The sequence below is a fragment of the Methylobacillus sp. DLP286 genome (assembly GCF_056636515.1).
The window spans coordinates 2,094,703-2,121,226 of sequence record NZ_CM153145.1; the positions used below are offsets into that span (position 1 = coordinate 2,094,703).

The window sequence follows — 26,524 nt, forward strand, 5'->3', positions numbered from 1 at the left end:
AGGCGCTCAAATTTCCACAGTGACAAAACGGCCATTGTTGTAATCATCAATCGCCTGGTTGATTTCCTCCCAGGAATTCATGACGAAAGGCCCATGGCCAACCACCGGCTCATTCAGCGGCTCGCCGCTCAACAGCAGCAGCACGCTATCCTGCCGGGCCTCCAATACCAGCTCGCTGCCTTCTCGCTGCATCACGGCCAGCTCTGCCGGGCGGATGGTATGCACGTCGCCCACGCCGATGGCGCCATGCAGGACGAAGATCGCCGTGGTGTGGCCCTCAGGCAGGTCGAACCGTGCCTCGCTGCCGGCACTCAGCCGGACATCCCACACCTGCATGGGACTGAAGGTGCGCGCCGGGCCTGGACTGCCTTGGTACTCGCCCGCAATCACGCGCACCTTGCCTGCATTCCCCGGCAAGGCCGCCTCGGGAATCTGCTCTCTTGTGATGCCCTGATAGCCCGGCTTGGCCATCTTGTCCTTGGCAGGCAGGTTGACCCAGAGCTGGATCATCTCGAACTCGCCGCCGGTCCTGGCATAGTCGTCGCCGTGGTATTCCTCGTGAACGATGCCGGAGCCTGCCGTCATCCACTGCACGTCGCCCGGGCCGATGGTGCCGCCGGCATTGGTGGAATCATGGTGCGAGACCTGGCCGTCGTAGACGATGGTGACCGTCTCGAAGCCGCGGTGCGGATGCTGCCCGACGCCGCGGCGCTTTTCGGTAGGTTCGAATTGCGCAGGACCGGCGTAATCCATGAGCAGGAACGGCGACATTTCCTCGTGGATGTCGCGGTAGGAAAAAATGTTCTGCACGGGAAAGCCGTCGCCTACCCAATGGCGACCGTTGCTGCGCTTGATGAATGCCAGTTTCTTCATGATGGTTCTCCTGAAGCGAATGTCGATAAGTGGATGTCGATGGGCCTACTATAAGGAGAAGACTTTTATGGCACTAGATGGTTAAATATAAAATTACTTTTCAATTAATGGAACAATCGTGGATTTCAACGAGGCCGCCGTATTCATCAAGGTAGTGCAGGCCGGCAGCTTCAGCGCAGCGGCCAGGCAACTGCAATTGCCCACTTCCACCGTCAGCACGAGGGTCGCCAGGCTGGAACAGCGGCTGGGCGTCACGCTGCTACAGCGCACCACCCGCCGCCTGAACCTGACCGAGGCCGGCCACGCTTATTTCGAGCACGCCGCGCTGGGGCTAGGGCATATGCTGGCAGCCGAAGCCGCGCTCGATGCCGCCAGGCAGGCGCCACAGGGCAAGCTCAAGGTCTCGGCTCCCGCCGATCTGGGCGACACCCTGCTGGCGGGCTTGGTGAAACAGGTGCAATCGCAATATCCCGCGCTGGAAATGGAGCTGGTATTGACGGAACGCTACGTCGACCTGGTCGCGGAAGGCATCGATGCCGCCATCCGCACCGGGGAACTGCGGGATTCCAGCCTGATCGCCAAGCCCCTGGGCAGCGTGTGCTGGGCGGCTTTCGCCCACCGGCATTATCTTGAGCATGCCCCGGCATTGCAGCACCCGCAAGACCTGAACCGGCATCACTGCCTGCAGTTCAGCCCCATGGGCCGCGACGCCTGGACGTTCAGGCGCAGCGACAGCAGCGTCACCGTGCCGCTCAAGGGCAGCACTATGGCCAACAGCATCGGCATCGTGCGCAACATGGCGTTGAACGGGCAGGGCGTTGCATTGCTGCCCACCTATGTATGCAGGCCCGGCATGATCATCGGCGAACTCGAGCGCGTACTGCCGGAATGGAAGGCGCAAAGCGACCCGATCCACCTGGTGTATCCGCGCCAGCGTTTCATGCCGCCCAAGCTGCGCGCGTTCATCGACATCGCCCAGTCCGAGTTGAGGCCATGGTTCGACGACAATTCCTGAGCCATAAACCGGCGGGGAAACCTGAGCATTACCGCCCCACGATCACAGCGCGCAACACAGACTGACCGACTATACTGTATGCCTTATGCAAACCCCTGCCACCAGCCAAGCTCCGCTTTCGCCGCTCTTGCTCATCCTGGTCCTGTCGCTGCCGCCTCTGTTCTGGGCCGGCAATTTTGTCGTCGGCCGCGCTGTGCATGCGGACATTCCCCCGTTCACGCTTTCGCTAGGGCGCTGGGTCATCGCCTTCGCCTGCATACTGCCTTTCGCCTTGCCGGCCATCCGGCGTGACTGGCGGCTCTACCGGCAATACCGCTGGCGCCTGCTGGCCGTGTCGCTGGTGGGCGTCGCGGCGTTCAACACCCTGGTCTACAGCGGCTTGCACCACACTACCGCCACCAACGGCATCCTACTCAATTCCTGTATCCCTATCCTGATCCTGCTGTTCGGCGCATTGTTCTACCGCCTGAAACTGCATTTTTTGCAAATTCTCGGGCTCGCGCTGTCGTTTGCCGGGGTGCTTACCATCATCCTGCACGGGGAGTGGGCGCGGCTGGCGGCCCTGGACTTTTCCGGCGGCGACCTGGTGATTTTCTCGGCGATGATCTGCTGGGCGCTCTATACCCTCTGGCTACGCGGGCTGCCCTCGCATATCAACCGCATCGGCCTCATGGGCGTGCAGATATTCATCGCCATCGTTCTGCTGCTGCCGTTATATGCCTGGGAATCCCACACCGGCCCGGCGCCGGCATGGAAACATGAAACCTGGCTGGCGCTCGCGTATGTCGGCATCTTTCCTTCCGTGATCGCCTACACGCTCTACACCATTGGCGTCGCCAGGGCAGGAGCGGCCCGCGCCGGCCTGTTCATCCACCTGATGCCAGTGTTCGGCAGCGTGTTGTCCGTGCTGTTCCTGGGCGAGAGCCTGCACCTGTTCCATGCCGTCGGCATTGCCGCCATCCTGGGCGGGCTGGCATTGTCCACACGCAATACGGCCTAGCCTTCCTGCCGGATTGTCAACGAATTAGTCATATTTTCCGCAAGGGCCGGCCCCAGCATTTCCGCCAGCCCATTCATTTTCAAAAGAATCCGCCGATACAGGCATGGCATGCAATTCGCTTGTAAGCTACGCCAGATTGCGCATGTCAGGAACCACCGAGAGCCTCCACCATGAGTACGCCCAACACCGACGACCCTGCCGTTTACAAGACCCTGCTGGAATCCACCAAGGCCATTCCCTGGAAGATCGACTGGAAGACCATGACATTCGCCTACATCGGCCCGCAGATCGAGGCTTTGCTCGGCTGGAGCCAGGATAGTTGGGTGAGCGCCCAGGACTGGGCCGCCCGCATGCATCCCGACGACCAGGCCCGGGTGGTGGATTTCTGCGTCGCGCAATCGCGTTCCGGCAACGACCACGAGGCGGATTACCGCGCCCTGACCAAGGACGGGCAATACATTTGGATACGGGACGTGGTGCATGTGGTGCGCGATGCCGCTGGCGAAGTGGAGTCGTTGATCGGCTTCATGTTCGATATCAGCGAGCGCAAGAAAAACGAGGAGCAACTGCTCAAGCTGCAAAAGGAGCTTGAGGAGCTGTCCTTCAAGGACGGACTCACCGGCGTCGCCAACCGCCGCATGTTCGACTCCGTGCTGAGCGTGGAGTGGGCCACGGCGCAGCGCCATGGCAGCCCGCTGTCGCTCATCATGTGCGACATCGATTACTTCAAGCAGTACAACGACCATTACGGCCACCTGCAAGGCGACGAATGTCTCAAGCGGGTGGCAAGGCTGCTTGCGAGCGGCGCGGTGCGCGCTAGGGACTTCCTGGCGCGCTTCGGCGGGGAAGAGTTTGTCCTCATCCTGCCCAATACCGACGCCGAATCCGCTCAGGTAGTGGCACACCGCTGCCGCGAACTCGTCCTCGAGGAGCAGATCCCGCATGCGAACTCGCCCGGCGGGCGGATACTCAGCTTGAGCATGGGCGTGGGCACCATGGTGCCCACCCATCAGGACCAAGCCATGGCGTTCGTCGGGCAGGTCGACCAGCGGCTATATCAGGCCAAGCTGCGTGGCCGCGACTGCGTGGTCAACGACGGCTAGCAGGGTGGTAGGCGGCTTGGCTTGTCCAGGTCCTATCTAGCCCAGGACGTCATGCCAGATATTGGCCGCCCAGGAACGCGCCTCGCGCGCCTCGGAGGCAGAGCGGGCCTGCGAGACGCCGCCCCCCGGCGCCGGCTTCATCTCGCGGCTTTTCCCGTCGAAGCGGTAGACGTTGGCCACGTGCATGGCCTCGTCCGCGCTGACATAGCTATAGCAGGTATTGGCGAACACAGGCGCGGGATCGGGCTCCTCGCCGGCCAGCAAGGCGATGATCGCGCTTGCGCACACCTTGGCTTCCGAAGTCGCGATATGCGCCGATTTCGGCAGGCCGGAATCCAGCGCGTCGCCGAGGATGTGCACGTGGCGCGCCTGCGGGGATTCGTAGGTGACGTAATCGACGTCGCACCAGCGCCCGTCCGCATTGCCGAAGCCGTTGTCCAAAGCCAGCCGGCCCGCGGTCTGCGGCGGGATCAGGTTCAGCACGTCGAACTTGACCCGCTCGAAAGTGGTTTCAAGCGTGCCTTTGCCCGGGTCTATGCCTTTCAATTCGCTTGAGGCGTGGTACTCGACTAACCCCGGATAAAGTTCGGACCAGGCTTTCTCGAACAGCGCGCGCTTGGAAGTGATCGCCGGGTTGGCGTCCAACACCAGTACCTTGGAGCGCGGCTTGTGCCGCTGTAGGTAATAAGCCGCCTGGCATGCCCGCTCGTAAGGCCCGGGCGGGCAACGGTAGGGCAGCGCCGGCACGGTGATCGCGAACACGCCGCCGTCGGGCATGGCCTGCAATTGCTGCCTTAGAGCTGCCGTCTGCTGGCCCGCCTTCCAGGCATGCAGGAAGCGTTGCTGCAAATCCGTGCCTGCCAGGGCGTTGAGGTGGCTGTAGTCGAAGCTGATCCCCGGCGCGAGCACCAGCCTGTCATATGCGATATGGCTGCCGTCGTCCAGCCGAATGCTGCGCTTGTGCGCATCAATGCCGGCAACGCTGGCCTGCCGCATCTGGACGCCGTGGCGCTGCACCAATTGGTCGTAAGAATGGGAAATTTCCTGCATCTGCCTGCTGCCGCCCAACACCAGGTTGCTCGCGGGGCATGAGACGAAGGTCTTGCCCGGCTCGATCAGGATGACTTCGATGCCGCCCTGGCTCCATACGCGCAGATACTTCGCCACCGTCGCGCCGGCAAACCCGGCGCCCACCACTATCACGCGCGGCGCGCCTGCCGACGAGGCAAAACTGCGCAATGAAGCAGGGAGCAGCAGGCCAGCCAATGCCAGCTTGTTGAAGCTGCGGCGCTTCATTGCGTACCCGCCTGTTGCCGGTATTCACGGCAGGCCGCCGCCTCGGGAGCGGTGCAGGCGAAATAGCCGGCCAGGCCTGCAATCTCTTCCCACTCCATGCCCTTGGCATGCTGGTTCATCACGCTGCCGTCATCTTGCATATCGCGGTATTGCCGCATCTTGTCGAGGAAATGTTCGGCAGACATGCCGGCCAGGCTGGGAATCTCGCCGCGGCTCTTGCCCTCATATCCATGGCACGCCGCGCAGGAAGCCGCCAGCGTGCGAATATGGCTGTTGGCCGGACCGGCCGATGCCGCCCCTGGTATGAGATAGCCCATACCCAGCAGGCCGATCAGGAAAAGCCGCATCAGGAATCTGCTGTCGTCGGGTCGATCATGCGCCTGATTTGTGAAATGCGGTTGGCAGGGAATCCGCCTTCGCTCGCGTGCTGGCGGATCAGCTCTTCAGATGGCGCGATATAGACGCAATAAATCTTGTCGTCGGTGACGTAGCTCTCCACCCACTGGATTTGCGGCCCCAAGGCCTTCAGCACGCTGCATGACTTCGCAGAAACGCCTTGCAATTCCTCGGCGCCCAGGCTGCCAGCGCCTGGAATTTCCCGTTCGATGATAAATTTCGGCATTGCTCTTCCTCGATAATGGCTTGATCGATCAAGCCTGCTAACAAGAACCCGGCTGGCAAATTCATTGAAATGGTTTCGGCTGGGCATTGCGGCGCACGCACATTGTGCGCCGCTTCAAAGCTTGACGGCCAGACTTTGGGTGAACTCGTTGTCCTCATTATCCTGGATGGTGACCGTAAGCGTGCCATCGTGCTTGGCGATGAAGGGCAGGCGGATATTGGGATCTTCGCTGATGCCGATGTAAGTATCCGCTTGCAGCACCGGCTCGCCGTTGTAGCGTACGTCGATCTTGCTGATATAGAACGCGGGGCGGAAACCCTGCGACACCAGGTCGCGCTGCAGGCCCGTGAACATCGGGTGCTTGATCTGCAGCTTGGCATACCGCAGGTCGCCCTCCGCAGCCTCGTTATCCAGGGCGAGGCGCATCTTGCCTGCGCTCTGGCGGGCCTCCTTCTCATCGCTGTCGAGCGTGCCTCCGCACCCGCCGCTCGCCCTCACTGGCGCTGCATTGACATACCATTTGCCATCGCTGGTCTCGGCCACCACGTGCACCAGCGAATCCGTCTCCAGGCGGATGCGGGTCGCGACCTCGGCCTTGCCGCTATGCGGGTTGAAATGGAACACGGCGGCAAGCGGTACTGGGTTGGCATCCACGATCACCGAGACCGACTTCACGTACTGGCCTTCTCCCGGTTGGTCGACGGAAAACGCAAACGGCACCTGGGCGCCGCTTTCCGCACGCCTGGGCGCGGTGATCTTGATTACATCGCTTTGCTGCAAGGTCTTGCCCGGGAAGAAGTCGCGCTGCATGCTCTGCCACTTCTGGTCCGTGACTTCCGCCGTGGCGGCCATTGATAATGCCAACCCCATTGCGAGCAGTGCTCGTGAAAGCAAACGTGTCATCATTGCTTTATCCATTTCATCGTATAGAATACCAACCAGATGGTATGTTATGCCAGTATACAGATTTGTCAATAGCATCATAAAGGACTTCGACGGAACATTCATATGCCCAGCCAGACCACTGCATCCACGCGTGACCGCATCCTGCATGTTGCGAGGGACCTGATCCTCTCGCGCGGCTTTTCCGCAATGTCGATCGACATGATCTGCGCACAGGCCGACATTACCAAGGGCGGGTTCTTCCATCACTTCTCCAACAAGGAAGTGCTGGGCGAAGCGGTATTGCAGCAGTTCTGGCAAGATGCGCTGGAACGGCAGCAGCACGTCATGCAATCGACGCACGCCTCCAGGCTGGAGCAGCTGGTGGCCTACCTGGACGATGCCATTATTTCCTATCAGGACCCGCAGCTCAGCCAGGGTTGCATGCTCGCTATCTTCACCATGGGGCTTGCCGAGACCAACCCGCGCCTGTTCCAGGTCTCACGGCGATATTTCCAGGACTGGCGCAACCAGCTGACCGGCATGTTCGAGCAGATCAAGGCCGAACAGCATCTTGACGCCTTTGATGCAGACGCCTGGGCAGAGCTGTATATCGCCGCCCTCGAGGGCGCCTTGCTGCTTGCCAAGGCCATGAACGACACGCAAGTGATCGCCCGCACGCTCTCACTCTACAAGCGGCAATTGCTCGAGGTTGCCAAGCGGTAGCCAAGCCTGCATGCATAAAACCCATAAAATTTTTATGGAAATACCCATGCGGGCTATTGACACTCGTTAAGGCACCTAACTATCATAATCCGTACGATGCTACTGATTAAAGAATTGCCGACCTCAGAGTCGCTGAAAAAATTTGCAGGCTATTACCCGGAAGCCGACATCGTCGCGATCTGGGAATTCGTCAATATCCTGCGCGCCGCGTCCGACCTCTCGGACGCACTGGACAAGATGCTGGCGCAACACGGCCTGCTGCAAGGACGCTGGTGGGTGCTGGTGCTGCTGCTGCGCGAGGACAACCTCAGATCATCCCCTTCGGAGCTGGCCGAGAAGGCCGGCGTCACCAAGGCCACGATGACCGGCTTCATCGACGGGCTGGAAAGCGAAGGGCTGGTAAGCCGCCTCACCGACCGCAAGGACAGGCGCAAGCTCAAGATCAAGCTCACGGCGGCCGGGCGCAAAAAGCTCGACGAGGTCATGCCGGTGTACTACACCAACGTCGCGGCCCTGATGTCCACCTTGTCCCTGCAGCATCGCCAGGATGTGGTGCGCCATATGCAGACCCTGGGCGCCAACGCCGACATCATCAAGTAACAAAAGCGCACCAAACCGTTTCTACATCGTTATCCTGGGCGGGAGTCCAACATGCATCGCAACATCCTCAAGGCTTTCAGCACCGCTGTGATCGCGGTGTTGCCTGGATGCATGAGCATGTCCGGCATTTCCACCACGTCGCAGCCTAAAGACCCCGCCCTGCTGGATGCAGGCCATGACATCGCCCAGGCCCGGCACGACCTGCCATGGCCCAGGGAGGAATGGTGGCAGGTCTTCCAGGATGCGCAACTCGATGCGTTAGTCAGCCACAGCCTGCAACAACATCCCGATATCCGGGCGGCACGCAGCCGCACTGCCCTGGCGGAAGCACAGGCGCAGGCCGCCGGCGCACTGCTCGCTCCGCAAGCCGGCATCAACGGCAACTTCGTACGCGAACGCTTTACCAACCTGCAATTCATCCCGCCGCCGTGGGGAGGCCATACGGAGTGGAACAACAAGGCCACGCTCAACCTCGGCTACGACCTAGACCTCTGGGGACAGCGCGAACAGCAATGGAAAGGCGCGCTCGACCGCATCCAGGCGACCGCTGCGGAGGCCCAGCAAGTCCGGCTAAGCCTAACCACCGCCCTGGTGATGCATTACATCGCGCTCTCGCGGGAGCATGCGCTGCATAACATCATCCAGCAGAGGCTGGATATCGCCCAGCAGCAACTGGATATCCGCAAGCGCGCGCTTGCCGCAGGCCTAGGAACTGAAATCGAGGTCAGCGAGGCGGAATCCGCAGTCCCGGGATTGCGGGCGCAACTGGAAGTGAGCGACGAGCGCATCACCTTGACCAGGCAGCAGCTTGCAGCGCTTGCTGGCGAGGGGCCGGGCTTTACCGAGCACCTGCAAGCGCCCAGGCTATCCCTGGACGCCGACATCGGCCTTCCCGATGCCCTTCCTGCCAACCTGGTGGGCCGCCGGCCCGATATCGTCGCGGCAAGATGGCGGATCGAAGCCGCCAGCCACAATATCGCCAGCGCCAAGGCGGCTTTCTACCCCAACATCAACCTGTTGAGCTTTGTTGGCCTGCAGGCCATGGGCTTCGGCAAGATCCTCAGCGAAAGCGGCCTGGTGGCAGGCGTCGGCCCGGCGGTTTCGCTGCCGTTGTTCGACGGCGGGCAACGCCGCGGCAATCTCGCAGCGACGGCTGCGGAATACGACCTGGCTGTCGAGCAATACAACGCCATCGTGCTGCAGTCCATGCAGGAAATCAGCGCGCAGCTGGTCACGCTGCACTCCAACGCGATCCAGCAGGCGGAATTGCTCGAGGGGCTGCGCCTTGCCGAGAAAACCAGGAAACTCGCCCAGACCCGCAACCATGCCGGGCTGGCCAACTACCTCAAGGTGCTGGACGCCGAAAACCAGGTGCTCAGCCAGCGTACAGCCCTGGTCGACCTGGAAGCCTCCAGGCTCAGCACTTATGCCGGACTGATGAAGGCGTTGGGCGGCGGAGCCGGCCAGCCGTCTGCCGGGGCGCATTGATGAGCCGCAACAGCACCGGCCCGGCCGTCATGCGCCACTCGCGCTGGCGCTACGCCTTGCTCGGCGTGCTGCGCGACTGGACGCGCGAGGACGCGCAGACGCTGATCTACATTGGCAAGGTACTGCTGGCATGCATGCTCGCCATGTGGGTCTCGCTCAGGTTCGAGCTGGAACAGCCCCGCACCGCGCTGCTTACCGTCGCCATCGTCATGCAGACCAGGACCAGCATGGTACTGGCCAAAAGCTATTACCGGCTCATCGGCACCCTGGTCGGGATTGCCACTTCGGTGCTGCTGGTCGCGCTGTTCGCCCAGGAACGCGTGCCTTTCCTCATCTACCTGGCATTGTGGATCAGCTTTTGCACCGCGGGCTCCATCGTCTTCCGCCACCATCAATCCTATGCCTTCGTGCTGGCGGGCTATACCATCTGCATCGTCGGCCTGCCGGCCACGCTCAACCCGGGGCAGACCTTCGACATCGCCATGACGCGGCTTTCCGAGATCATGGTCGGGCTCGCCTCTGCCAGCCTGGTGAGCGCGCTCGTGTTTCCCCAGGGCATCAGCGAACTGCTGCGCAATGCCGTGCGCAAGCGCTTTCGCGACTTTTCCCGTCTGCTTGCCAGCCTGGACCGCAAGAAACTCGCCGGCCCCGCCGCCCAGGCGGAAACCCTGCGCATGGTGGGCGACGTATTCGAGCTGGAAATATTCCATGCCTCCTCGTCCATGGAGAGCAGCCACTCGCGCGCCTACCGCGAGCAGCTCAACTTGCTGAACTCCGAGTTCATGACGGTCACCACCAGCCTGCACTCGTTCGAGCAATTGATGCGGCGCCTGCATGCAAGCGGCCACCCGCAGGTAGTGGACGGCCTGCTGGCATTGTTCGCCCCGATCCAGTCCGCCGTGTTGACCCGCGGGCACGAAGCGCGCGATGAACATGAGGCAAGACAGGTAGCGCTCACTATCGACGCATTGCTGCAGCGCTGGCCCATCCACCTTAACGAGGTGCAGTCCTCCCTGCCGGCCGCACTCGGCGAGAATGAAAAACTGGATTTCGCCACCGGTGCGGAGCTGGGCCTGCGCATCCTCTCGGAACTGCATGCCTACGTGCATACCTATGCCGGACTGAACAGGCCGGGGAAAGCAGGCACATTGAAAACCCGGCAGTCCCCGGGGCTGGGGATGCATTTCGACCCGCTGGCGGCCTTGCTGGCAGGAATACGCGGCGGCCTGGTGTTCGCGGTGATGTCCTTCCTCTGGATCGCCTGCGACCTGCGTTCGGGCATAGAGGCCATTACCATTGCCACCATCGCGAGCACGCTGTTCGCCTCGTCGCCTGCGCCGGGCAGGACGGTGCGCCAGTTCATCATCGGCGCATTGATCGGCACGGCGCTGCTTTACCTGTGCAACTTCCACCTGCTGACGCAGGCACAGGGTTTCGCCATGCTGGCGCTGGCATTGTGCCCCGCAATCGCGATTGCGGCCTGGTTCACCACCAGGCCTGCCATCGCCGTGATCGGCTCCGGCATATTCATCGTGTTTTTCCTGCATATCGGCTTCAACAACGTATTTGCCGCCAACCCGGTCAATTTCATCAATGAAGCGATTGCCGACCTGCTTGCCATCATGCTCGCCGGCCTGTTTTACAGCCTGATCGACCTCACCAACAACCTGTGGTCGCGCACCCGCGTCGCCCAGGCGTTGCGAGAGCTGATCCAGGACGCCTGCGTGCAAACGCCGCCGCCGGCGCGCGTCAAGCTCGAGACCCATGCGCGCGAGCTGCTCCTGCGCATGGGGTCGGCACGGCGCGTTGCCGATGCCAAGGACAAGGAAGTGGTCGACTGGCTGTTTTCCACGCTGGAAATCAGCCAGGCCGTCATCGCACTGCGGACAGAATTGAACAGCACGGACGATTCTGCCATTCGCGGCTCGATAGACCACAGCCTGCTGCAATTGGCCAGGCTGTTCGAGCAGCCCAGCACTGCGTTGCGCCATACCGCCATCGCCTCGGTCGCCAACAGCATCGAACGCGTGCAATCCAGAACCGCGCTGACCGTATCCAACCATGCACAGCTGCTCGCGATGCTGCATTTCATCCGCGGCGCACTGCTGGACAAGGACTCGGTGCTCACGCCCATCGCCCCGCTTGATGAAACGCCGGCGTCAGGAGCACCGCAACATGCCTAGGGAAATCGCCTTTCTCGACGCGCTGATGCCGACGTTGATGTTGGCCTTCCTGGTGGCATTGCTGCTGTATTGGCTGCTGGACACAGCCTTGGTGTGGCTGGGCGGCTACCAATTCATCTGGTACCGCGCGCTGTTCCGCCTGGGCCTGTTCGTCTGCCTGTTCTGCTCGCTCGGACTCCTGATTTACTGACAATGGAAAGCACATGAAAGACCTTTACAAGCACATCCTGCGCATTTCGCTCACATTGGTCATCGTACTGGCGGCCGTGGTCCTGGGCCATTTGCTCTGGGTTCGCTATATGGACTCGCCATGGACGCGCGACGGCAGGGTACGCGCAGATGTCGTCAATATCGCCAGCGACGTATCGGGATTGGTCACCGAGGTAGTGGTGCGCGACAACCAGTTCGTGAAAAAAGGCGATCTATTGTTCCGTATCGACGCCGAGCGCTACCACCACACACTGGAAGAAGCGGAAGCCAGGCTGGAACAGCGCAAGATCAATCTCGCCCTCAAGCGCGGGCAATCGACGCGGCGCGCCATGCTGGACGACCAGGTGATCTCGCGCGAAGACCGCGAGGATTCCGACCTCATCACCTTGGCAGCCAAGGCGGACCTGGACCAGGCCCACGCCGAGCTCGGCCATGCGAAGCTCGACCTCAAGCGCACCGAGGTGCGGGCGCCTGTCGACGGCTGGGTATCCAACCTGCTGGTGCGGCCGGGAGACTATGCGCAGGCGGGCGAGGCCAAGCTCGCGCTGATCGACCAGAAATCCTACTGGGTCTACGGCTACTTCGAGGAGCACAAGCTCGCCCTCATCCATGTGAACGACCCGGCGGAAATCCGCATGCTGGGCACCGATTTCGTCCTGCACGGTCATGTCGAAAGCATCGCCCGCGGCATCACCGACCGCGACAACCCGACCGACGTGAGGCTGCTTGCCAATGTCAACCCGAGCTTCAACTGGGTGCGCCTCGCGCAACGCGTGCCGGTACGTATCCATATCGACGACGTCCCTGAAAACGCCGTGCTGGTCGCCGGCATGACCTGCTCGGTGATCGTGCATCCGGCCGCCCAAGCCACGAAAACAAGCGCAGGACCGCCTGCTTGATTTCTCCGACAACTAAACCCGGCATCGGCTGACTGCAACATGTCCTGATATCACGCAGACTGGTTCGACCTTAGTTCAAAGGAGAGCATCATGCCCGCAAAATCCAAGGCTCAGCAAATGGCCGCAGGCGCAGCGCTTTCGGCAAAGCGCGGTGAGGCCAGCAAGAAAGACCTGAAGGGTGCCTCGCGCAGCATGGTCAACAGCATGAGCGAGAAGGAGTTGGAAAAGCTCGCTTCCACCAAGCGTAAGGACAAGCCGTACAAGGTGGACAAGAACAAGCACCATTAAGCTATTTATTGAATGATCAAAAAGCCCGGCAAGGGATATTTTGGCTTGCCGGCGTTTTTATGTAGGACCCCGTTACCCTCCCTTGTAAGACAATTCTTACTTTGTATGAATTTACCGGTTTTTGCCGGAAATTCTCCCGATATTCGGCGATTTTGACGCCTGCAAACCCATCAGTTGCGCTACACTACCGCATCTTGAAATCTGCAGGATATGCACTCCATGACCGGTCAAGCCAATATCGATCAAGCCAGTTTCAAGCGCATCCTGCGCCGCAACATCATGCTGCCGCTCGGGGTCGGTATTGCAAGCGCAGCGCTCTTTGTCGTCCTCATCCTCAACTTGCTCGACTCCATGAACTGGGTGGAGCATACCGAACGCGTGATCGGCAAGGCACAAGAAGTGTCCAAGCTCGCCGTCAATATGGAAAGCGGGATGCGCGGCTACCTGCTGAGCGGGGATGACAACTTCCTCGCGCCCTACCTGCTCAGCAAGCCCAAGATCCAGGCCGAAATCTCGGCATTGACGGTATTGGTCAAGGACAATCCCACCCAGATCGACCGCCTCAAGCGTACCCAGGCCTACATCGACCAATGGGATGCCTATGCCAACATCATGATCGACAAGCGGCGGGCAAACGAAGACTTTTTGTCCACCTTGCGTTTAGGCCATGGAAAACTGCAGTTCGACGAGATCCGCAACGAGCTTTCCAATTTTGTCATGGACGAGCAGCGCATGCTCAAGTACAGGAATGACAATGCACGCAAGACCATCGCCTTCTCGCTCACATCCTATCTGCTGTTCGTACTGGGACTGACCGGCTTTTTAGGCTATTTCGGGCGCCGCGAGCTGCTGAGCCTGTCGAACAACTATGAGGAAACCCTGCAGCGCCAGCAGGAACACGCGGACACCCAGCAACAGCAGGCCTGGCTGCGCACGGGCCAGACAGCCCTGGCCGAGCTGGGCATCGGGCAAATGGCGTTACCGCAACTCGGCCGCATCTCCCTCGACTTCCTGGCCAGCTATATCGGCGTGCAGGTGGGTGCTATATATGTACGCGATGACGATGGCGCGTTACGCCGCTTTGCAACATACGGCTTCAGCCCTGAATATGAGCAGCGGGATTCCGTATTGCGCGAACATCAAGGCCTGCTGGGCCAGGCCGTGGCAGAAAACCGCCTCATCGACCTCGACAGCCTGCCGCACGACTATATCAAGGTCAATTCGTCCCTGGGCGACGCAACGCCGCGCCATCTGGTCATCGTGCCGATCAACAACGACGGCCGCATCAATGGCGTGATTGAACTGGGCTTCATGCATAAGCCGGAACCGCTGACCATAGAATTCCTCTCTTTAATCTCAGGCAACCTCAGCATCGCCATCGAGGCGGCATTGTCGCGCCAGCGCCTGCAGGACCTGCTGGCTGAAACCCAGCAGCTCAACGAGGAACTGCAAGTGCAGCAAGAGGAACTGCGCACCAGCAATGAAGAACTGGAAGAGCAGTCCCGCGTGCTCGAGGAATCCCAAGCCACCCTGGAAAACCAGAAGGCCGAGCTGGAGCAGACCAACGACAAGCTGGCCGAGCAGGCGCTCAGGCTGGATGAAAAGAACGCTGCCCTGCAAGAGGCTCAAACCCAGTTGCAGGAAAGGGCAGAGGACCTCGAACGGGCGAGCCAGTATAAATCCGAGTTCCTGGCCAATATGTCGCACGAGCTGCGCACCCCGCTCAATAGCTCCCTCATCCTCGCCAAGCTGCTTGCCGACAACCGGGAAGGCAACCTCAGTGAAGAACAGGTGAAGTTTGCGCAAACCATTTATTCCGCGGGCAACGACCTGCTCAACCTGATCAACGATATCCTCGACATTTCCAAGGTTGAAGCGGGCAAGCTGGAATTGAAGCCGCAGGAACTCGCCCTCCAACACTTGGCGAGCTCGTTGGAGTCCGTGTTCGAGCCGCTGGCGCAGCAGAAAAAGCTCGCCTTCAAGATCGAGGTCGATCCGGAAACGCCGAACACGGTCTACACGGACCGCCAGCGCCTGGAACAGATACTGAAGAACCTGTTGTCGAATGCCATCAAATTCACCGACCGCGGCAATATTTCCCTGCGCATCTCGGCCAATGAGCACGACCAGGTCAGCTTCACGGTAAAAGACTCCGGCATCGGCATAGACCCGAGCATGCACGAGGCCATCTTCGCGCCTTTCCGCCAGGTGGACGGGACTTCCAGCCGCCGCTATGGCGGCACCGGCCTCGGCCTGTCGATTTCGCGCAACCTGGCCGCCTTGCTGGGCGGCTCCATCAGCGTGGAAAGCGCCCGCGGCGAAGGCAGCAGCTTCACCTTGCTGGTACCGCGGGAATGGCAATCCAACGCCATCTTGCTGCCGCCGGAACCTGCGCCATCCCATACGGCCGAACCCGCGCAACAGCAGGAGCCCCCTGCCAAGCAGTTCACCGGCCCGGCATTCCCTGATGACCGCGAGCAAGCCCAGGATTCGCAGCGCCTGGTGCTGGTGATCGAGGATGAACCCGCATTTGCGCGCATCCTCTTCGACCTCGCGCACGAAATGGGCTACCAATGCCTAGTGGCCCACGCCGCCGACGAGGGCCTGCACCTCGCGGCAGAGTACCAGCCGCAGGCGATCCTGCTGGATATTCGCCTGCCGGACGAATCGGGGCTCAGCGTGCTGCAAACCCTGAAAAACAACACCCGCACCCGCCATATCCCCGTGCATGTGGTTTCCAGCGAGGACCATACCGAAGCCGCGCTCCACCTGGGCGCGATCGGCTACGCGCTCAAGCCCACGACGCTGGAAGAGCTGAAGCAGGTGTTTGCGCGCCTTGAGGAAAAACTGTCGCAGAAAATCAAGCGCGTATTGCTGGTCGAGGACGACGCACGCCAGCGCGAGAGCGTGCACCAGTTGATCGCCGACGACGACGTGGAAATCGTCGCGGTGGAATTCGGCGAGCAGGCGCTGGAGCAATTGCGCAGCAATATCTTCGACTGCATGATCATCGACCTCAAGCTGCCGGACATGCAGGGCAGCGAGCTGTTGCAGCGCATGTCCAGCGAGGACATCTGCGCCTTCCCGCCCGTCATCGTCTACACCGGCCGCACCCTCAGCCGCGATGAAGAGGCGGAACTGCTGAAGTACTCGCGTTCCATCATCATCAAGGGCGCGCGCTCGCCCGAGCGCCTGCTGGACGAGGTCACCCTGTTCCTGCACAAGGTAGAATCCGAGCTTTCCAGCGAGCGCCAACGCATGCTGCAAGCCTTGCGCAGCCGGGAACGCGTGTTTGACGGGCGCCACATCCTGCTGGTGGATGACGATGTGCGCAACGTCTTCGCCCTGACCAGCGCGCTGGAGCAGAAGGGCATGAAGGTGGAAGTGGCGCGCAACGGCCTCGAGGCCATCAACAAGCTGAACCAGATTCCCGACATCAACCTGGTGCTGATGGACGTCATGATGCCGGAAATGGACGGCCTGGAAGCCACGCGCCGCATCCGCGCAGACGGCCGCTTCGAGCGCCTGCCCATCATCGCCATCACCGCCAAGGCGATGAAGGACGACCAGGAGCAATGCATGAAGGCGGGCATGAACGACTACCTCGCCAAGCCTATCGAGCTTTCGCGCCTGTATTCATTGCTGCGCGTCTGGCTGCCGGCCGGGCTCAACCATATCGAGTAAAACGCGATGCAACAAAAACCTGGACACCCCCCGGAACAGCCGCACGCTCACATGAGCACGCTGGATATCGAACTGCGCTTGCTGGCGGAGGCGATCTACCTGCGCTACAACTACGATTTCCGCGACTACACCGGCTCGTCGCAAAAGCGGCGCGTGGTGCAGGCCGTGCGCGCCTTCGACTGCAAATCCGTCTCGGAGCTGCAGGCACGCATCCTGCATGACGCCGACCTGTTCATGCAATTGCTGCAATTCCTCACCATCCCGGTGAGCGAGATGTTCCGCGACCCCGGCTATTACGCCAGCCTGCGCGAGGAAGTCCTGCCCATACTCAGGACCTACCCTTCCCTCAATATCTGGGTCGCGGGATGCAGCACCGGGGAGGAGGTCTATTCCCTGGCCATCCTGCTGCGCGAGGAAGGCCTGCTGGAACGCACCATCATCTATGCGACGGACATCAACCCGGTTTCGCTGGACAAGGCGCGCAAGGGCGTTTTCCCGTTGTCGCGCATGCAGCTTTACACCAAGAACTATCAGGAGGCAGGCGGGAGGCAGGCGTTTTCCGACTACTATACGGCGGCCTACAATGCAGCGCTATTCGATCGCTCCTTGTGCGAAAACGTCACCTTCGCGGACCATAGCCTCGCCACCGACAGCGTGTTCTCTGAAACGCACCTGATCTCCTGCCGCAACGTGCTGATTTACTTCAACCGCAAACTGCAGGACCGTGCGCTCGGACTGTTCCATGAATCGTTGTGCCATCGCGGCTTCCTTGGCCTGGGTAGCAAGGAAAGCATCGATTTCTCTGATTACAGCCAGCATTTTGAAGCCGTGCAAAAACGTGAACGTATTTTCCGCAAGCTAGGATGATGCAGAAAAAACTCATTCAATCCTTGAAACAACGCACGATTCAGGCGGTCGTCGTCGGCGCTTCCGCAGGCGGCGTCGACGCCATGCTGAAACTCTTCCATCGATTGCCGATGCGCTACCCCATTCCCATCGTCGCCCTGCTGCATATGCAGAACCTGCGCGAGAGCAAACTGGCGGAACTGTTCCAACACTATCTCAGCCTGCCGGTGAAGGAGGCCGAGGACAAGGAGGAGATTGCTCCCGGCACCCTGTACTTCGCCCCGCCAGGCTACCACCTGTCGATCGAGCACAACCTGCAGTTCTCGCTGAGCTGCGAAGCGCCATTGCACTTTTCGCGGCCTGCCATCGATATCCTGATGGAATCTGCCGCGGACGCCTATGAAGCCGCCCTGCTGGGCATCCTGCTCACGGGCGCGAACCAGGACGGCGCCGCCGGCCTGCAGGCAGTCAAGCAGGCCGGCGGCCTCAGCGTCGTGCAGGATCCGGATGAAGCGGAAATAGATTACATGCCGCGCGCAGCCATCAGTCTGCAAAAACCCGACTTGATACTGCGCTTGGCGGATATCGAACAACTATTGATCACATTGGGGGAAAGACATGTCCACTAATACAGAGCTGCTGCCCAGCAAGTTGCTGATTGTGGATGACTTGGCAGAAAACCTGCAGGCGCTCGCTGCCATCATCCGTGGTGAGGATCGTGTCATTTATGAGGCACGATCGGGAGAAGAAGCGCTGGCGCTGATGCTGGAGCACGACTTCGCACTGGCGATCCTCGATGTGCAAATGCCGGGCATGGACGGTTTCGAACTTGCCAACTTCATGCGCGGCACGGCCAAGACGCGCGACATTCCCATCGTATTCGTCACCGCGGCCGCCACTGAATCCAACTTCGATTTCCGCGGCTATGCCACCGGCGCCGTCGATTTCCTCCACAAGCCGCTCGACATCGGCGCCGTCAAGAGCAAGGTCAACGTCTTCGTCGCGCTACACCAACAACGCATGGAAATCCAGCGGCAGGTTGCCGAGCTGGAAGCCAGCAGGAAAAAACAGGAATCGCTGCTGGCGGAACTGCGCCACACGCAAGCCGAGCTGGAGAAATCCATCACCGTCCGCGACAACTTCATCTCCATGGTCGCGCACGAACTGCGCACGCCCCTCAACACCCTGTTCCTGGATGTGCAGGTGCGCACCTTGCAGCTGGAGCGCGAAAACCTCGCGGCCTTCACCCAGGCGGAACTGCAAAAGATGACGGAACGCGACCGCCGGCAGATCAAGAACATGATCCGCCTGATCGACGACATGCTGGACCTCACGCGCATCTCCAGCGGCAAATTGTCCGTGCGCCCGATCAGCACCAACCTGACCGAACTACTGCAACGCCTGGTGCACGACCTGACGCCGCAGGCAAAGACGCTGGGCTACACCCTCGAGCTGGAAGCGGAGGAACATATCCATGGCGAATGGGACGCTTTCCGCCTGGAGCAGATCATTGCCAACCTGCTCACCAACGCCATGCGCTATGGCAATGCAAAACCCATCCATATCTCGCTGCAACAGCAAGCAGGCCATGCCTTGATTGCCGTCAAGGACCAGGGATTGGGCATCTCGCCCGAAGACCAGGCCCGCATCTTCCTCGCCTTCGAGCGCTGCCAGGGCAACCAGGTGAGCGCGGGGCTTGGGTTAGGACTCTATATTGCACAGCAACTGGCAGAAGCGCACCAGGGCAGGATCACGGTGCAAAGCACTCTCGGCGAAGGCTCCACGTTCACGTTGCATCTGCCGTTGCAAATCCAGCAAACGGCGCACCACGCTTAAACACATAAAGTCCGCGATGGCTGCGTGCGGAATATTAAGTCCCGGCAGCAGGTGCGTGGATCGGCACCTGCTTACAAGCCAAACATATGTGTTACAAGAACATTCCGCCGGACGCCTCGATGCGCTGGCCGTTGACCCAGCCGCTCTCTTCCGACAGCAACACCGCCACCAACCCTCCAATGTCGTCAGGCAGGCCTACGCGCCCCAATGCGGTCTGCTCGGCGACGAAACGGTTGATATCCTCATTGTCGCGCACCGCGCCGCCGCCAAAGTCGGTCTCTATGGCCCCGGGCGCCAGCACGTTGACCCGGATGCCGCGCGAGCCCAGCTCCCTGGCAAGATACCTGGTCAGCACCTCGACCCCGCCCTTCATCGCGGCATAGGCGGCATAGCCCGGCAGCGAGAAGCGAGTGAGGCCGCTGGAGAGGTTGAGGATGTGCCCGCCGTCCCGCAGCAAGGGCAACAATGCCTGGGTGAGGAAAAACACGCCCTTGAAATGGATATTCACCAGTTCGTCAAACTGCTGCTCCGTGGTCTCGATGATCGGGCTATGAATGCCTATGCCGGCGTTATTGACGAGGAAATCGAAATCCGGCCTGCCCCATTGCTGCAATAGTGGGCGCACGCTCCTAGCAAAGGCCGCAAAGCTGCTGCTGTCGCCCACGTCCAGCTGCAAGGCGGCGGCTTTCGCCCCCAATTGCCCGATCTCGGCGACCACCGCGTCTGCCTGCTCCCTGCCGTTGCGGTAGGTAATGATGCTGTCCACGCCCTTGCGCGCGAGGTGGAGGGCCATGTTGCGCCCCAGTCCGCGGTTGCCGCCGGTGATAATCGCGATCTTGCCCATGATGCTGCCTCCTTGGTAAATGAATGTGGACACAGTCTATTGCGATAACAAATCGTGATAAATACTCACCAAATGATTACACTGTTCAAATAATTTGAACAAAATGGAAATCACTTTATGGACAAGCTGCATGCCATGACGGTGTTTGCGCGCGTTGCGGAACTCTCTAGCTTCACCCAGGCCGCCATCAGCCTAGGCCTGCCCAAGGGCAGCATCTCGATGGCGGTGCAGAACCTCGAAGCCCACCTCGGGACCAGGCTGCTGCAACGCACGACGCGCAAGGTGGTGCTCACCCATGACGGCCAATTGTTCTACCAGCGCTGCAAGGATTTGCTGACCGACGTGGATGAGCTGGAATCCATGTTCCTGCTCGACGAAAAAGGCATTCAAGGGCGCATCCGCGTGGATGTGCCGCTTGCCGTCGCACGCGAAGTGCTGATGCCGCACCTGCCTGCGTTCCTGCAGCAGCATCCCGGCATCAAGATCGAGCTCAGCAGCACCGACCGCCGGGTAGACCTGGTAGCGGAAGGCTTCGATTGCGTGCTGCGCGTCGGCAGCTTGGGGGACTCCGGGCTGGTCGCGCGCCAGATCGGTATTCACCCCATCGTCAACTGCGCCAGCCCGGCATATCTGCAGCGGCACGGCATGCCGCTATCCTTGGACGGCCTGGAACGGCATTTCATGGTGCATTACGCGCAGGTGCTGGGTTCGGAGGAAGCGTACTGGGAATACGTGCAGGGAAACGACACCAATCGCATGAAGATGCAATCCATCATCACCGTCAACAACAGCGATGCCTACATCCAGGCCTGCCTGGCCGGGCTGGGCATCATCCAGGTGCCGCAGGCGGCAGCCAAGGCCCATATCCGGGATGGCAGGCTGGTCGAACTGCTGCCGGAATACCGCGCAGCGCCGATGCCGGTTTCCATGCTATACCCGAACCGGCGCCACCAACCGCGCCGGGTCCGCGTATTCATGGACTGGCTGGCGAACCGGTTACAAGACTACCTTGCCTAATTCAATTGCTCGCCAGGCAGGAGGCGAGGTAATTACGCCGCGTATCCCCGTCCAGGTTCATCGCCGTGGCACTGATCTGGCACTGTTTGCGGGCCTGGTGTGCCGCCTCGCTCGCATAGGTTTTCGACAGCACGCAATTGTTGAGGTAGTGCTCACGCACGTGCCCATCAAGGTTCATAGCGGTCGCATTCACATGACAAGCCTTCATGACCTGGAACTCATCTTCTGCCACTGATTTGGCGATGGCAGGCATGGTGGCAAAGAGGGACAAGGATAGGATAGCCAGGGTTTTCATCATGCTTTCTCCATAGTGTTGAATCATATCGCCGACAAGTCTGGCGCCTGTCTTGGTATCTATTCTCAGGGCGGTACACGCCAGAACGATATTACGCCTTTTGCGCTTGCCCGGCACCAATGAATTTAGTACCGTAGGCTGCATCGTTCCTACATGATTGAGACCGACAATGACGCTGCTAGATCCCGTGACCCATCCGCACCCGGAGTCGCTTCCTGCCGCCTGGGTAGAAGCCGTTCCCGAATTGCAGGCGCTGTACAACAGCATCAGCGCCAGCCTGGAGACGGTGGAGGATGTACGCCCGCGCCGGGGATTGTGGTTCGAGGCATTGCGCCAGGTAGAGCCGGCAAAGGCCAGGGTGGTGTTGCTGGGACAGGACCCTTACCATGGCGAGGATCGCGGCATCCAGCAAGCCCATGGTTTGTCGTTTTCCGTACCGGAAGGGGTCAGGCCGCCGCCATCATTGCGCAATATGATCAAGGAGATGCAAACGGACGTGGGCCAGACCCTGTCGAGCGGCAACCTGATGCCGTGGGCGAAGCAAGGGGTTCTGCTGCTCAATGCCTCGCTCACCACGCGCGGCGGCGTTGCGGGCGCCCACAGCAAGATATGGCAGGCGTTCACCCACGCCGTCATCCACTACCTGGGCCAGCGCGAGACGCCGCTGGTGTTCATCCTCTGGGGGAGCCATGCGCAACAATTCCGTCCGTTGATCGCTCCCCAGCATCATGTCATCAGCTCGGCGCACCCTTCTCCGCTGTCCGCCCATCGCGGATTCTTCGGCAGCCAACCCTATTCCAGGGTCAATGCTGCATTGCGCAATTTTGGGCTGGGCGAGGTGCAGTGGGGAGAGCCGATAGCCCGCTGAACTGCACTGTCCAGCCCCGGCGTTACCTTGCCAGCAGGTCTATCGCCGTCAGGATGACATAGGTCGTGGGATCGTAAACCACGTTATAACCTTGGTAGTAGCCGATCACATATCCTGGCGGCGGCGGTGGCAACGTGCGCAGCACATGGACCGGTACGGGAGTGATATAGGGACGATACGCGGGCAGAACGGCGTAGCCGGCGCGGAAATCCGGCCTGTGGTCCCACCTGACCCCGCGCAGGCTGCGCTGGTATTGCGTATACAGCCTTGCCCTGTCCTGGTCGCGGAATTGATAGTGCACATTCTGCTGCACAATCACGGGACGCGCACCGCGATCCCAACGCCTGTCTTGCTGCCTGTACTGCCTGTACTGCCGGTCGCCATGACCACGGTCATGGCCTCTATCCCAGCGTTGCTCCTGACGCTGCCCCCGATCATGCCTGTCGTCCCGGTCCGCATAGGCGGCCGTCTGGCCGAGCATGCTGGCAATCAATACCATGCCAAGGGCTGACCAAAGTCTGTTTTTATTCACCTGTTTCATACTGTCCTCCTGATCCTGCGTTCTCGAACGCGCTATCTATCCCCGATACATGCAAACAACTTGAAAATGTTCTATTCCCGGTAATCCGGTGGTACGCCGGCCGACAACGGCTCGCCGCGATATCCCGGTGGCGGGGGCGGAGGCGGCACGCTGCGGCGCACAGGGGCCGCCTGCTCGCGGACCTGGGCCAGCCTGCCCGACACCGCCACCTTGTGCCCCTTGGCGTACATGCATTGCGTATAGGCATTGTCGTAACGCGCTTGGGAAGCCTGGTAGGAGTCCGCCGCCATGCCGGTACCGGCCATGGTGCCGACCAGCAAACCGGAACCCGCACCGACGGCAGCCCCTTCATGCCCCCCGACCGCGGCGCCGAGCAAACCGCCCACCACCGTGCCCACTGCGGCACTCGTCACTGCGCTATCCTGGGCCGCGGTCTTGGCAGAGCCGCTTTGCTCCAGGCCGAACTGGCGGCAAATGCCGTCGTCATAGCGGAATTGGTCGAAACTCTTGGTGCTGCCCGGCAGGGCCATGCGGCTCGGGCCGTCCGGGGGCAAGGTGGCGCAGGCGCTCAACAACAGCAACGGAATCAATGCGGCAACGCGTTTCATGATGCATCCCTCCATTACCGTGCCGGCTGCGGCGCAACCTTTTGCCAGCCCGCAGGGCATTCCTTCACGTAGGGGTAGTAACCTTCCGGCTGCTTGCAGTAATACCAATACCCGCTATCCGCCGCATCAGGGGCAGCGCTTTGCTGCGGAGCCTGCTCGATGTAGACCGGCGGCGGCACAGGTGCCGGCGCCGGGGCGACGATCACGGGTGGGTAATAGGGATAGGTGGGCACAGCATAGTAAGGACGCGGATAATAAGGCCCCCAGCCGGGACCATAGAAACCCGGGCCAAAATAAAACCCGATATTGGGGCCGCCGCCATGACGGTGCCCGCCCCGCCATGGGTCAGCCTGGGCACTCACGCTCATCAGCAAGCTGCCGGTCAGTGCAAGAAGTATCATCGACCGTTTAGAGATTGCCACCATACACCTCGATTCGTCCCTTGTTTGGAAAGTAAACGTAAGACTGGCAAGGCTGAGCCTAAGTTTGTAGGGCCAGTGTAAAGTTAGGTAATTCTGGGTAAACAATCCCCTGACAGTCATATCCCAGCCAGCAGGCTCTTTTCTCAGTCGACTGACTGCCGGATTGGGCAGGCAAAGAGAATAACCACAGACTGAGAAAAACTACCGGTTCCCCGTGTCATAAAATTGCAACACAGTTGCTCCACGCCACGCATTGGGCTAGAATCCACATTCGTTAACCTCTGCAACTGTGGTGCACATCATCCGCCTCACCGATCCAAAATTCCTTAGCTGGGACAAATTCGGCAATTTCGTCTCGCTGCTTTGCCTGATCCACTGTACCGTGCTGCCCTTGATCGCCATGATCCTGCCGCTTTCCGTGTTCCTCGATGAGGCTGTGCACGTCTGGCTGTTCATTGCCCTGCTGCCCGCAGCCATTTTCGGCGCATGGTCGGGTTTGCGCCATCACGGCGATGGCAAGCCCAGCTTGTTGCTGGCCGCCGGGCTGGCCTTGGTAGGCGCCGCCGCATTCGTGCCCATGAACACCGCTGCCGAAATCGCACTGACGATACCGGGCAGTTTGCTCCTGATCGCAGGCCATACCCTCAACCGCCGTCTCAAGCTCATTTCCCACCTCGCCGACACAAGCCCGGCAAACCCATAAGAATCATCACAATTTCCAAAATTCCCGGAACTTTGGCTTTGTAGGTTTTTCCATAAAGGTCTATAGTCTGGCTTGGGAGCCGTTTTACAGAGTTGTATATGCTCGCGCGTTGGTTTTGGCTCTCGTTTCTATCCACCCTAATTAACAAGAAGCAATCATCATGAGTACAAATACCGCTGATATTGGCCTCATTGGTTTAGCAGTCATGGGGCAGAACCTAGCATTAAACATCGCAGATCACGGCTACACGATCTCCGTCTACAACCGCGATCCGGAAAAAACACGCAAATTCATCGCCCACTGCAAGGACAACGAGCCTTCCGCCGGCAACCTCAAGGGCTTTGAAGACCTCGCCACCTTCGTACTGAGCATCAAGCGTCCCCGCAAGATCGTATTGCTGGTAAAAGCCGGCAGCGCCACCGACGTCACCATCAATGCGTTGATCCCGTTCCTGGAAGAGGGCGACATCATCATCGATGGCGGCAATGCGCTCTGGACGGATACCATCCGCCGCGAGAAAGAACTCAAGGCCAAGGGACTCGAATTCATCGGCTCGGGCGTATCGGGCGGCGAGACCGGCGCGCGTTTCGGCCCGTCGCTCATGCCCAGCGGCACGCGCAAGGCATGGTCGTCCCTGGAGCCGATCTGGCGCGACATCGCTGCCAAGGTAGACCCGCGCACCGGCAAGCCTATCGAGGGTGCCGAGCCGGGCAAGCCGTTGCAGGGCGGCTTCTCCTGCGCCGAGTACATCGGCCCCGACGGCGCGGGACATTACGTCAAGATGGTGCACAACGGCATCGAATACATCGACATGCAGCTGATCTGCGAAGCCTACTGGCTCATGAAGAACCTGCTCGGCATGCGCGCAGACGAAATCGGCAAGGTATTCGAGGAATGGAACAAGGGCGAGCTGTCGAGCTTCCTGATCGAGATCACCGGGGATATCCTGCAGCAGAAGGACCCTGCCGGCGACGGCTTCCTCGTGGACAAGATCATGGATGCCGCAGGGCAGAAGGGCACCGGGCAATGGACCGCCGCCAACGCGCTTGAGCTGGGCTCCCCGGCCAATGCGATCGCCGCGGCCGTGTTCGCGCGCGCATTGTCGACAGTGAAGGATGAGCGCGTCGAAGCCAGCGGCATCCTCAAGGGGCCTGCAATCAAGCTGGAATCCGACCGCGAGAAGCTGATCGAGGCGATCCGCAATGCCTTGTATTGCTCCAAGATATGCGCCTACGCCCAGGGCTTCCAATTGATGGACAAGGCCCAGGTCGCCTACAACTGGAAGCTCAACTTCGGCGAGATTGCGCAAATCTGGCGTGGCGGCTGCATCATCCGCGCCCGGTTCCTGCAGAAGATCACCGATGCTTACGCGCTGGATTCACGCCTGAAGAACCTGATGCTGGACCCTTACTTCACCGAGGCGCTAGACGAAGGTCAGGAAAGCTGGCGGGAAGTGGTATCTCTCGCCGTGCGCAACGGCATCCCGGCCCAGGCGTTCTGCGCAGCGCTTTCCTACTACGACGGCTACCGCAGTGCGACATTGCCTGCCAATCTGCTGCAAGCGCAACGCGACTACTTCGGCGCCCATACCTACGAACGCACGGACCAGCCACGCGGCGAGTTCTTCCACACCGACTGGCCTGAACCGGGACGTCCTCAGTTAAAGGTATAAACG

General features: G+C 60.5%; 28 protein-coding genes. 18 read left to right on the plus strand and 10 right to left on the minus strand.

Going from position 1 to position 26,524, the window contains the following annotated elements:
* Window positions 1-6: 6 nt before the first annotated feature.
* Window positions 7-873 carry a pirin family protein gene (locus ACWXTG_RS09980; RefSeq protein WP_480219787.1) on the minus strand — a complete coding sequence of 289 codons (867 nt, stop codon included), beginning with the start codon at window positions 871-873 and terminating at the stop codon, window positions 7-9.
* 118 nt (window positions 874-991) lie between these two features.
* Between ACWXTG_RS09980 and ACWXTG_RS09985 the strand changes: the two genes are divergently transcribed.
* The 3 genes from ACWXTG_RS09985 (at window position 992) to ACWXTG_RS09995 (ending at window position 3,991) form a co-directional block, all read left to right on the plus strand.
* Complete coding sequence (locus ACWXTG_RS09985) at window positions 992-1,888, plus strand: LysR family transcriptional regulator (protein ID WP_480219788.1); 897 nt, start codon at window positions 992-994, stop codon at window positions 1,886-1,888.
* An 85-nt stretch (window positions 1,889-1,973) separates the two neighbouring features.
* Complete coding sequence (locus tag ACWXTG_RS09990) at window positions 1,974-2,888, plus strand: DMT family transporter (RefSeq protein WP_480219789.1); 915 nt, start codon at window positions 1,974-1,976, stop codon at window positions 2,886-2,888.
* Between the two features lie 170 nt (window positions 2,889-3,058).
* Window positions 3,059-3,991 (plus strand): GGDEF domain-containing protein, encoded by a 933-nt coding sequence (locus ACWXTG_RS09995; protein WP_480219790.1) that lies wholly within the window; start codon window positions 3,059-3,061, stop codon window positions 3,989-3,991.
* A 36-nt stretch (window positions 3,992-4,027) separates the two neighbouring features.
* On the opposite strand, the gene ACWXTG_RS10000 is transcribed toward ACWXTG_RS09995, so the two are convergent.
* From ACWXTG_RS10000 to ACWXTG_RS10015, 4 genes are all read right to left on the minus strand, one after another.
* A complete protein-coding gene (locus ACWXTG_RS10000) occupies window positions 4,028-5,287 on the minus strand; it encodes an FCSD flavin-binding domain-containing protein (protein ID WP_480219791.1) in 1,260 nt (419 codons plus the stop codon).
* Window positions 5,284-5,634: a c-type cytochrome gene (locus tag ACWXTG_RS10005; protein WP_480219792.1), complete on the minus strand. Its 351-nt coding sequence runs from the start codon at window positions 5,632-5,634 to the stop codon at window positions 5,284-5,286. Before ACWXTG_RS10005 ends, ACWXTG_RS10000 begins: the two co-directional genes overlap by 4 nt.
* Window positions 5,634-5,909: a DUF4242 domain-containing protein gene (locus ACWXTG_RS10010; protein ID WP_407993354.1), complete on the minus strand. Its 276-nt coding sequence runs from the start codon at window positions 5,907-5,909 to the stop codon at window positions 5,634-5,636. Before ACWXTG_RS10010 ends, ACWXTG_RS10005 begins: the two co-directional genes overlap by 1 nt.
* Before the next feature lie 114 nt (window positions 5,910-6,023).
* Window positions 6,024-6,815 carry a quinoprotein dehydrogenase-associated SoxYZ-like carrier gene (locus ACWXTG_RS10015; protein WP_480219793.1) on the minus strand — a complete coding sequence of 264 codons (792 nt, stop codon included), beginning with the start codon at window positions 6,813-6,815 and terminating at the stop codon, window positions 6,024-6,026.
* Between the two features lie 102 nt (window positions 6,816-6,917).
* On the opposite strand from ACWXTG_RS10015, the gene ACWXTG_RS10020 reads away from it, so the two are divergent.
* From ACWXTG_RS10020 to ACWXTG_RS10070, 11 genes are all read left to right on the plus strand, one after another.
* Window positions 6,918-7,517, plus strand: a complete 600-nt coding sequence (locus ACWXTG_RS10020; protein ID WP_480219794.1) for a TetR/AcrR family transcriptional regulator — start codon at window positions 6,918-6,920, stop codon at window positions 7,515-7,517.
* A gap of 96 nt (window positions 7,518-7,613) precedes the next feature.
* Window positions 7,614-8,117, plus strand: coding sequence for a MarR family winged helix-turn-helix transcriptional regulator (locus ACWXTG_RS10025; protein WP_480219795.1), 504 nt, complete (start codon window positions 7,614-7,616; stop codon window positions 8,115-8,117).
* Window positions 8,118-8,168: 51 nt separating this feature from the next.
* Entirely contained in the window at window positions 8,169-9,605 is a 1,437-nt protein-coding gene (locus tag ACWXTG_RS10030) for an efflux transporter outer membrane subunit (protein ID WP_480219796.1), read from the plus strand.
* Window positions 9,605-11,788, plus strand: coding sequence for an FUSC family protein (locus ACWXTG_RS10035; RefSeq protein ID WP_480219797.1), 2,184 nt, complete (start codon window positions 9,605-9,607; stop codon window positions 11,786-11,788). The genes ACWXTG_RS10030 and ACWXTG_RS10035 overlap by 1 nt, the downstream gene beginning before the upstream one ends.
* Window positions 11,781-11,978: a DUF1656 domain-containing protein gene (locus ACWXTG_RS10040; protein WP_407993359.1), complete on the plus strand. Its 198-nt coding sequence runs from the start codon at window positions 11,781-11,783 to the stop codon at window positions 11,976-11,978. Before ACWXTG_RS10035 ends, ACWXTG_RS10040 begins: the two co-directional genes overlap by 8 nt.
* Window positions 11,979-11,991: 13 nt before the next feature.
* A complete protein-coding gene (locus ACWXTG_RS10045; protein WP_480219798.1) occupies window positions 11,992-12,897 on the plus strand; it encodes an efflux RND transporter periplasmic adaptor subunit in 906 nt (301 codons plus the stop codon).
* Between the two features lie 90 nt (window positions 12,898-12,987).
* A complete protein-coding gene (locus tag ACWXTG_RS10050) occupies window positions 12,988-13,185 on the plus strand; it encodes a DUF3008 family protein (protein WP_407993361.1) in 198 nt (65 codons plus the stop codon).
* Window positions 13,186-13,404: 219 nt separating this feature from the next.
* Window positions 13,405-16,869 (plus strand): response regulator, encoded by a 3,465-nt coding sequence (locus ACWXTG_RS10055; protein ID WP_480219799.1) that lies wholly within the window; start codon window positions 13,405-13,407, stop codon window positions 16,867-16,869.
* A 51-nt stretch (window positions 16,870-16,920) separates the two neighbouring features.
* On the plus strand, window positions 16,921-17,736 hold the full coding sequence (locus tag ACWXTG_RS10060; RefSeq protein WP_407996224.1) for a CheR family methyltransferase: 816 nt from the start codon (window positions 16,921-16,923) through the stop codon (window positions 17,734-17,736).
* The gene (locus ACWXTG_RS10065; RefSeq protein WP_480219800.1) at window positions 17,733-18,344 is read left to right on the plus strand and encodes a chemotaxis protein CheB; all 612 of its coding nucleotides are present in this window, start codon (window positions 17,733-17,735) and stop codon (window positions 18,342-18,344) included. The genes ACWXTG_RS10060 and ACWXTG_RS10065 overlap by 4 nt, the downstream gene beginning before the upstream one ends.
* Window positions 18,334-19,551 (plus strand): hybrid sensor histidine kinase/response regulator, encoded by a 1,218-nt coding sequence (locus ACWXTG_RS10070; protein ID WP_480219801.1) that lies wholly within the window; start codon window positions 18,334-18,336, stop codon window positions 19,549-19,551. Before ACWXTG_RS10065 ends, ACWXTG_RS10070 begins: the two co-directional genes overlap by 11 nt.
* A 91-nt stretch (window positions 19,552-19,642) precedes the next feature.
* On the opposite strand, the gene ACWXTG_RS10075 is transcribed toward ACWXTG_RS10070, so the two are convergent.
* Window positions 19,643-20,395: an SDR family NAD(P)-dependent oxidoreductase gene (locus tag ACWXTG_RS10075; RefSeq protein ID WP_480221227.1), complete on the minus strand. Its 753-nt coding sequence runs from the start codon at window positions 20,393-20,395 to the stop codon at window positions 19,643-19,645.
* 117 nt (window positions 20,396-20,512) lie between these two features.
* On the opposite strand from ACWXTG_RS10075, the gene ACWXTG_RS10080 reads away from it, so the two are divergent.
* On the plus strand, window positions 20,513-21,412 hold the full coding sequence (locus tag ACWXTG_RS10080) for a LysR family transcriptional regulator (protein ID WP_480219802.1): 900 nt from the start codon (window positions 20,513-20,515) through the stop codon (window positions 21,410-21,412).
* 1 nt (window position 21,413) lies between these two features.
* Here ACWXTG_RS10080 and ACWXTG_RS10085 read toward each other — a convergent pair whose 3' ends face one another.
* A complete protein-coding gene (locus ACWXTG_RS10085) occupies window positions 21,414-21,710 on the minus strand; it encodes a hypothetical protein (RefSeq protein WP_309565849.1) in 297 nt (98 codons plus the stop codon).
* A 166-nt stretch (window positions 21,711-21,876) separates the two neighbouring features.
* On the opposite strand from ACWXTG_RS10085, the gene ACWXTG_RS10090 reads away from it, so the two are divergent.
* The gene (locus ACWXTG_RS10090) at window positions 21,877-22,575 is read left to right on the plus strand and encodes a uracil-DNA glycosylase (RefSeq protein ID WP_480219803.1); all 699 of its coding nucleotides are present in this window, start codon (window positions 21,877-21,879) and stop codon (window positions 22,573-22,575) included.
* 22 nt (window positions 22,576-22,597) lie between these two features.
* On the opposite strand, the gene ACWXTG_RS10095 is transcribed toward ACWXTG_RS10090, so the two are convergent.
* The 3 genes from ACWXTG_RS10095 to ACWXTG_RS10105 all read right to left on the minus strand — a co-directional run bounded on the left by ACWXTG_RS10095 (window position 22,598) and on the right by ACWXTG_RS10105 (window position 24,092).
* Window positions 22,598-23,116 carry a hypothetical protein gene (locus ACWXTG_RS10095; protein WP_480219804.1) on the minus strand — a complete coding sequence of 173 codons (519 nt, stop codon included), beginning with the start codon at window positions 23,114-23,116 and terminating at the stop codon, window positions 22,598-22,600.
* A gap of 71 nt (window positions 23,117-23,187) precedes the next feature.
* A complete protein-coding gene (locus tag ACWXTG_RS10100; RefSeq protein WP_309565852.1) occupies window positions 23,188-23,724 on the minus strand; it encodes a YMGG-like glycine zipper-containing protein in 537 nt (178 codons plus the stop codon).
* Between the two features lie 14 nt (window positions 23,725-23,738).
* Entirely contained in the window at window positions 23,739-24,092 is a 354-nt protein-coding gene (locus ACWXTG_RS10105; RefSeq protein WP_480219805.1) for a hypothetical protein, read from the minus strand.
* A gap of 346 nt (window positions 24,093-24,438) precedes the next feature.
* Here ACWXTG_RS10105 and ACWXTG_RS10110 point away from each other — a divergent pair, with 346 nt between their 5' ends.
* Window positions 24,439-24,849 (plus strand): MerC domain-containing protein, encoded by a 411-nt coding sequence (locus ACWXTG_RS10110; RefSeq protein WP_480219806.1) that lies wholly within the window; start codon window positions 24,439-24,441, stop codon window positions 24,847-24,849.
* A gap of 160 nt (window positions 24,850-25,009) precedes the next feature.
* Complete coding sequence (gene gndA / locus ACWXTG_RS10115; protein WP_309565854.1) at window positions 25,010-26,521, plus strand: NADP-dependent phosphogluconate dehydrogenase; 1,512 nt, start codon at window positions 25,010-25,012, stop codon at window positions 26,519-26,521.
* The last annotated feature ends 3 nt before the right edge of the window (window positions 26,522-26,524 follow it).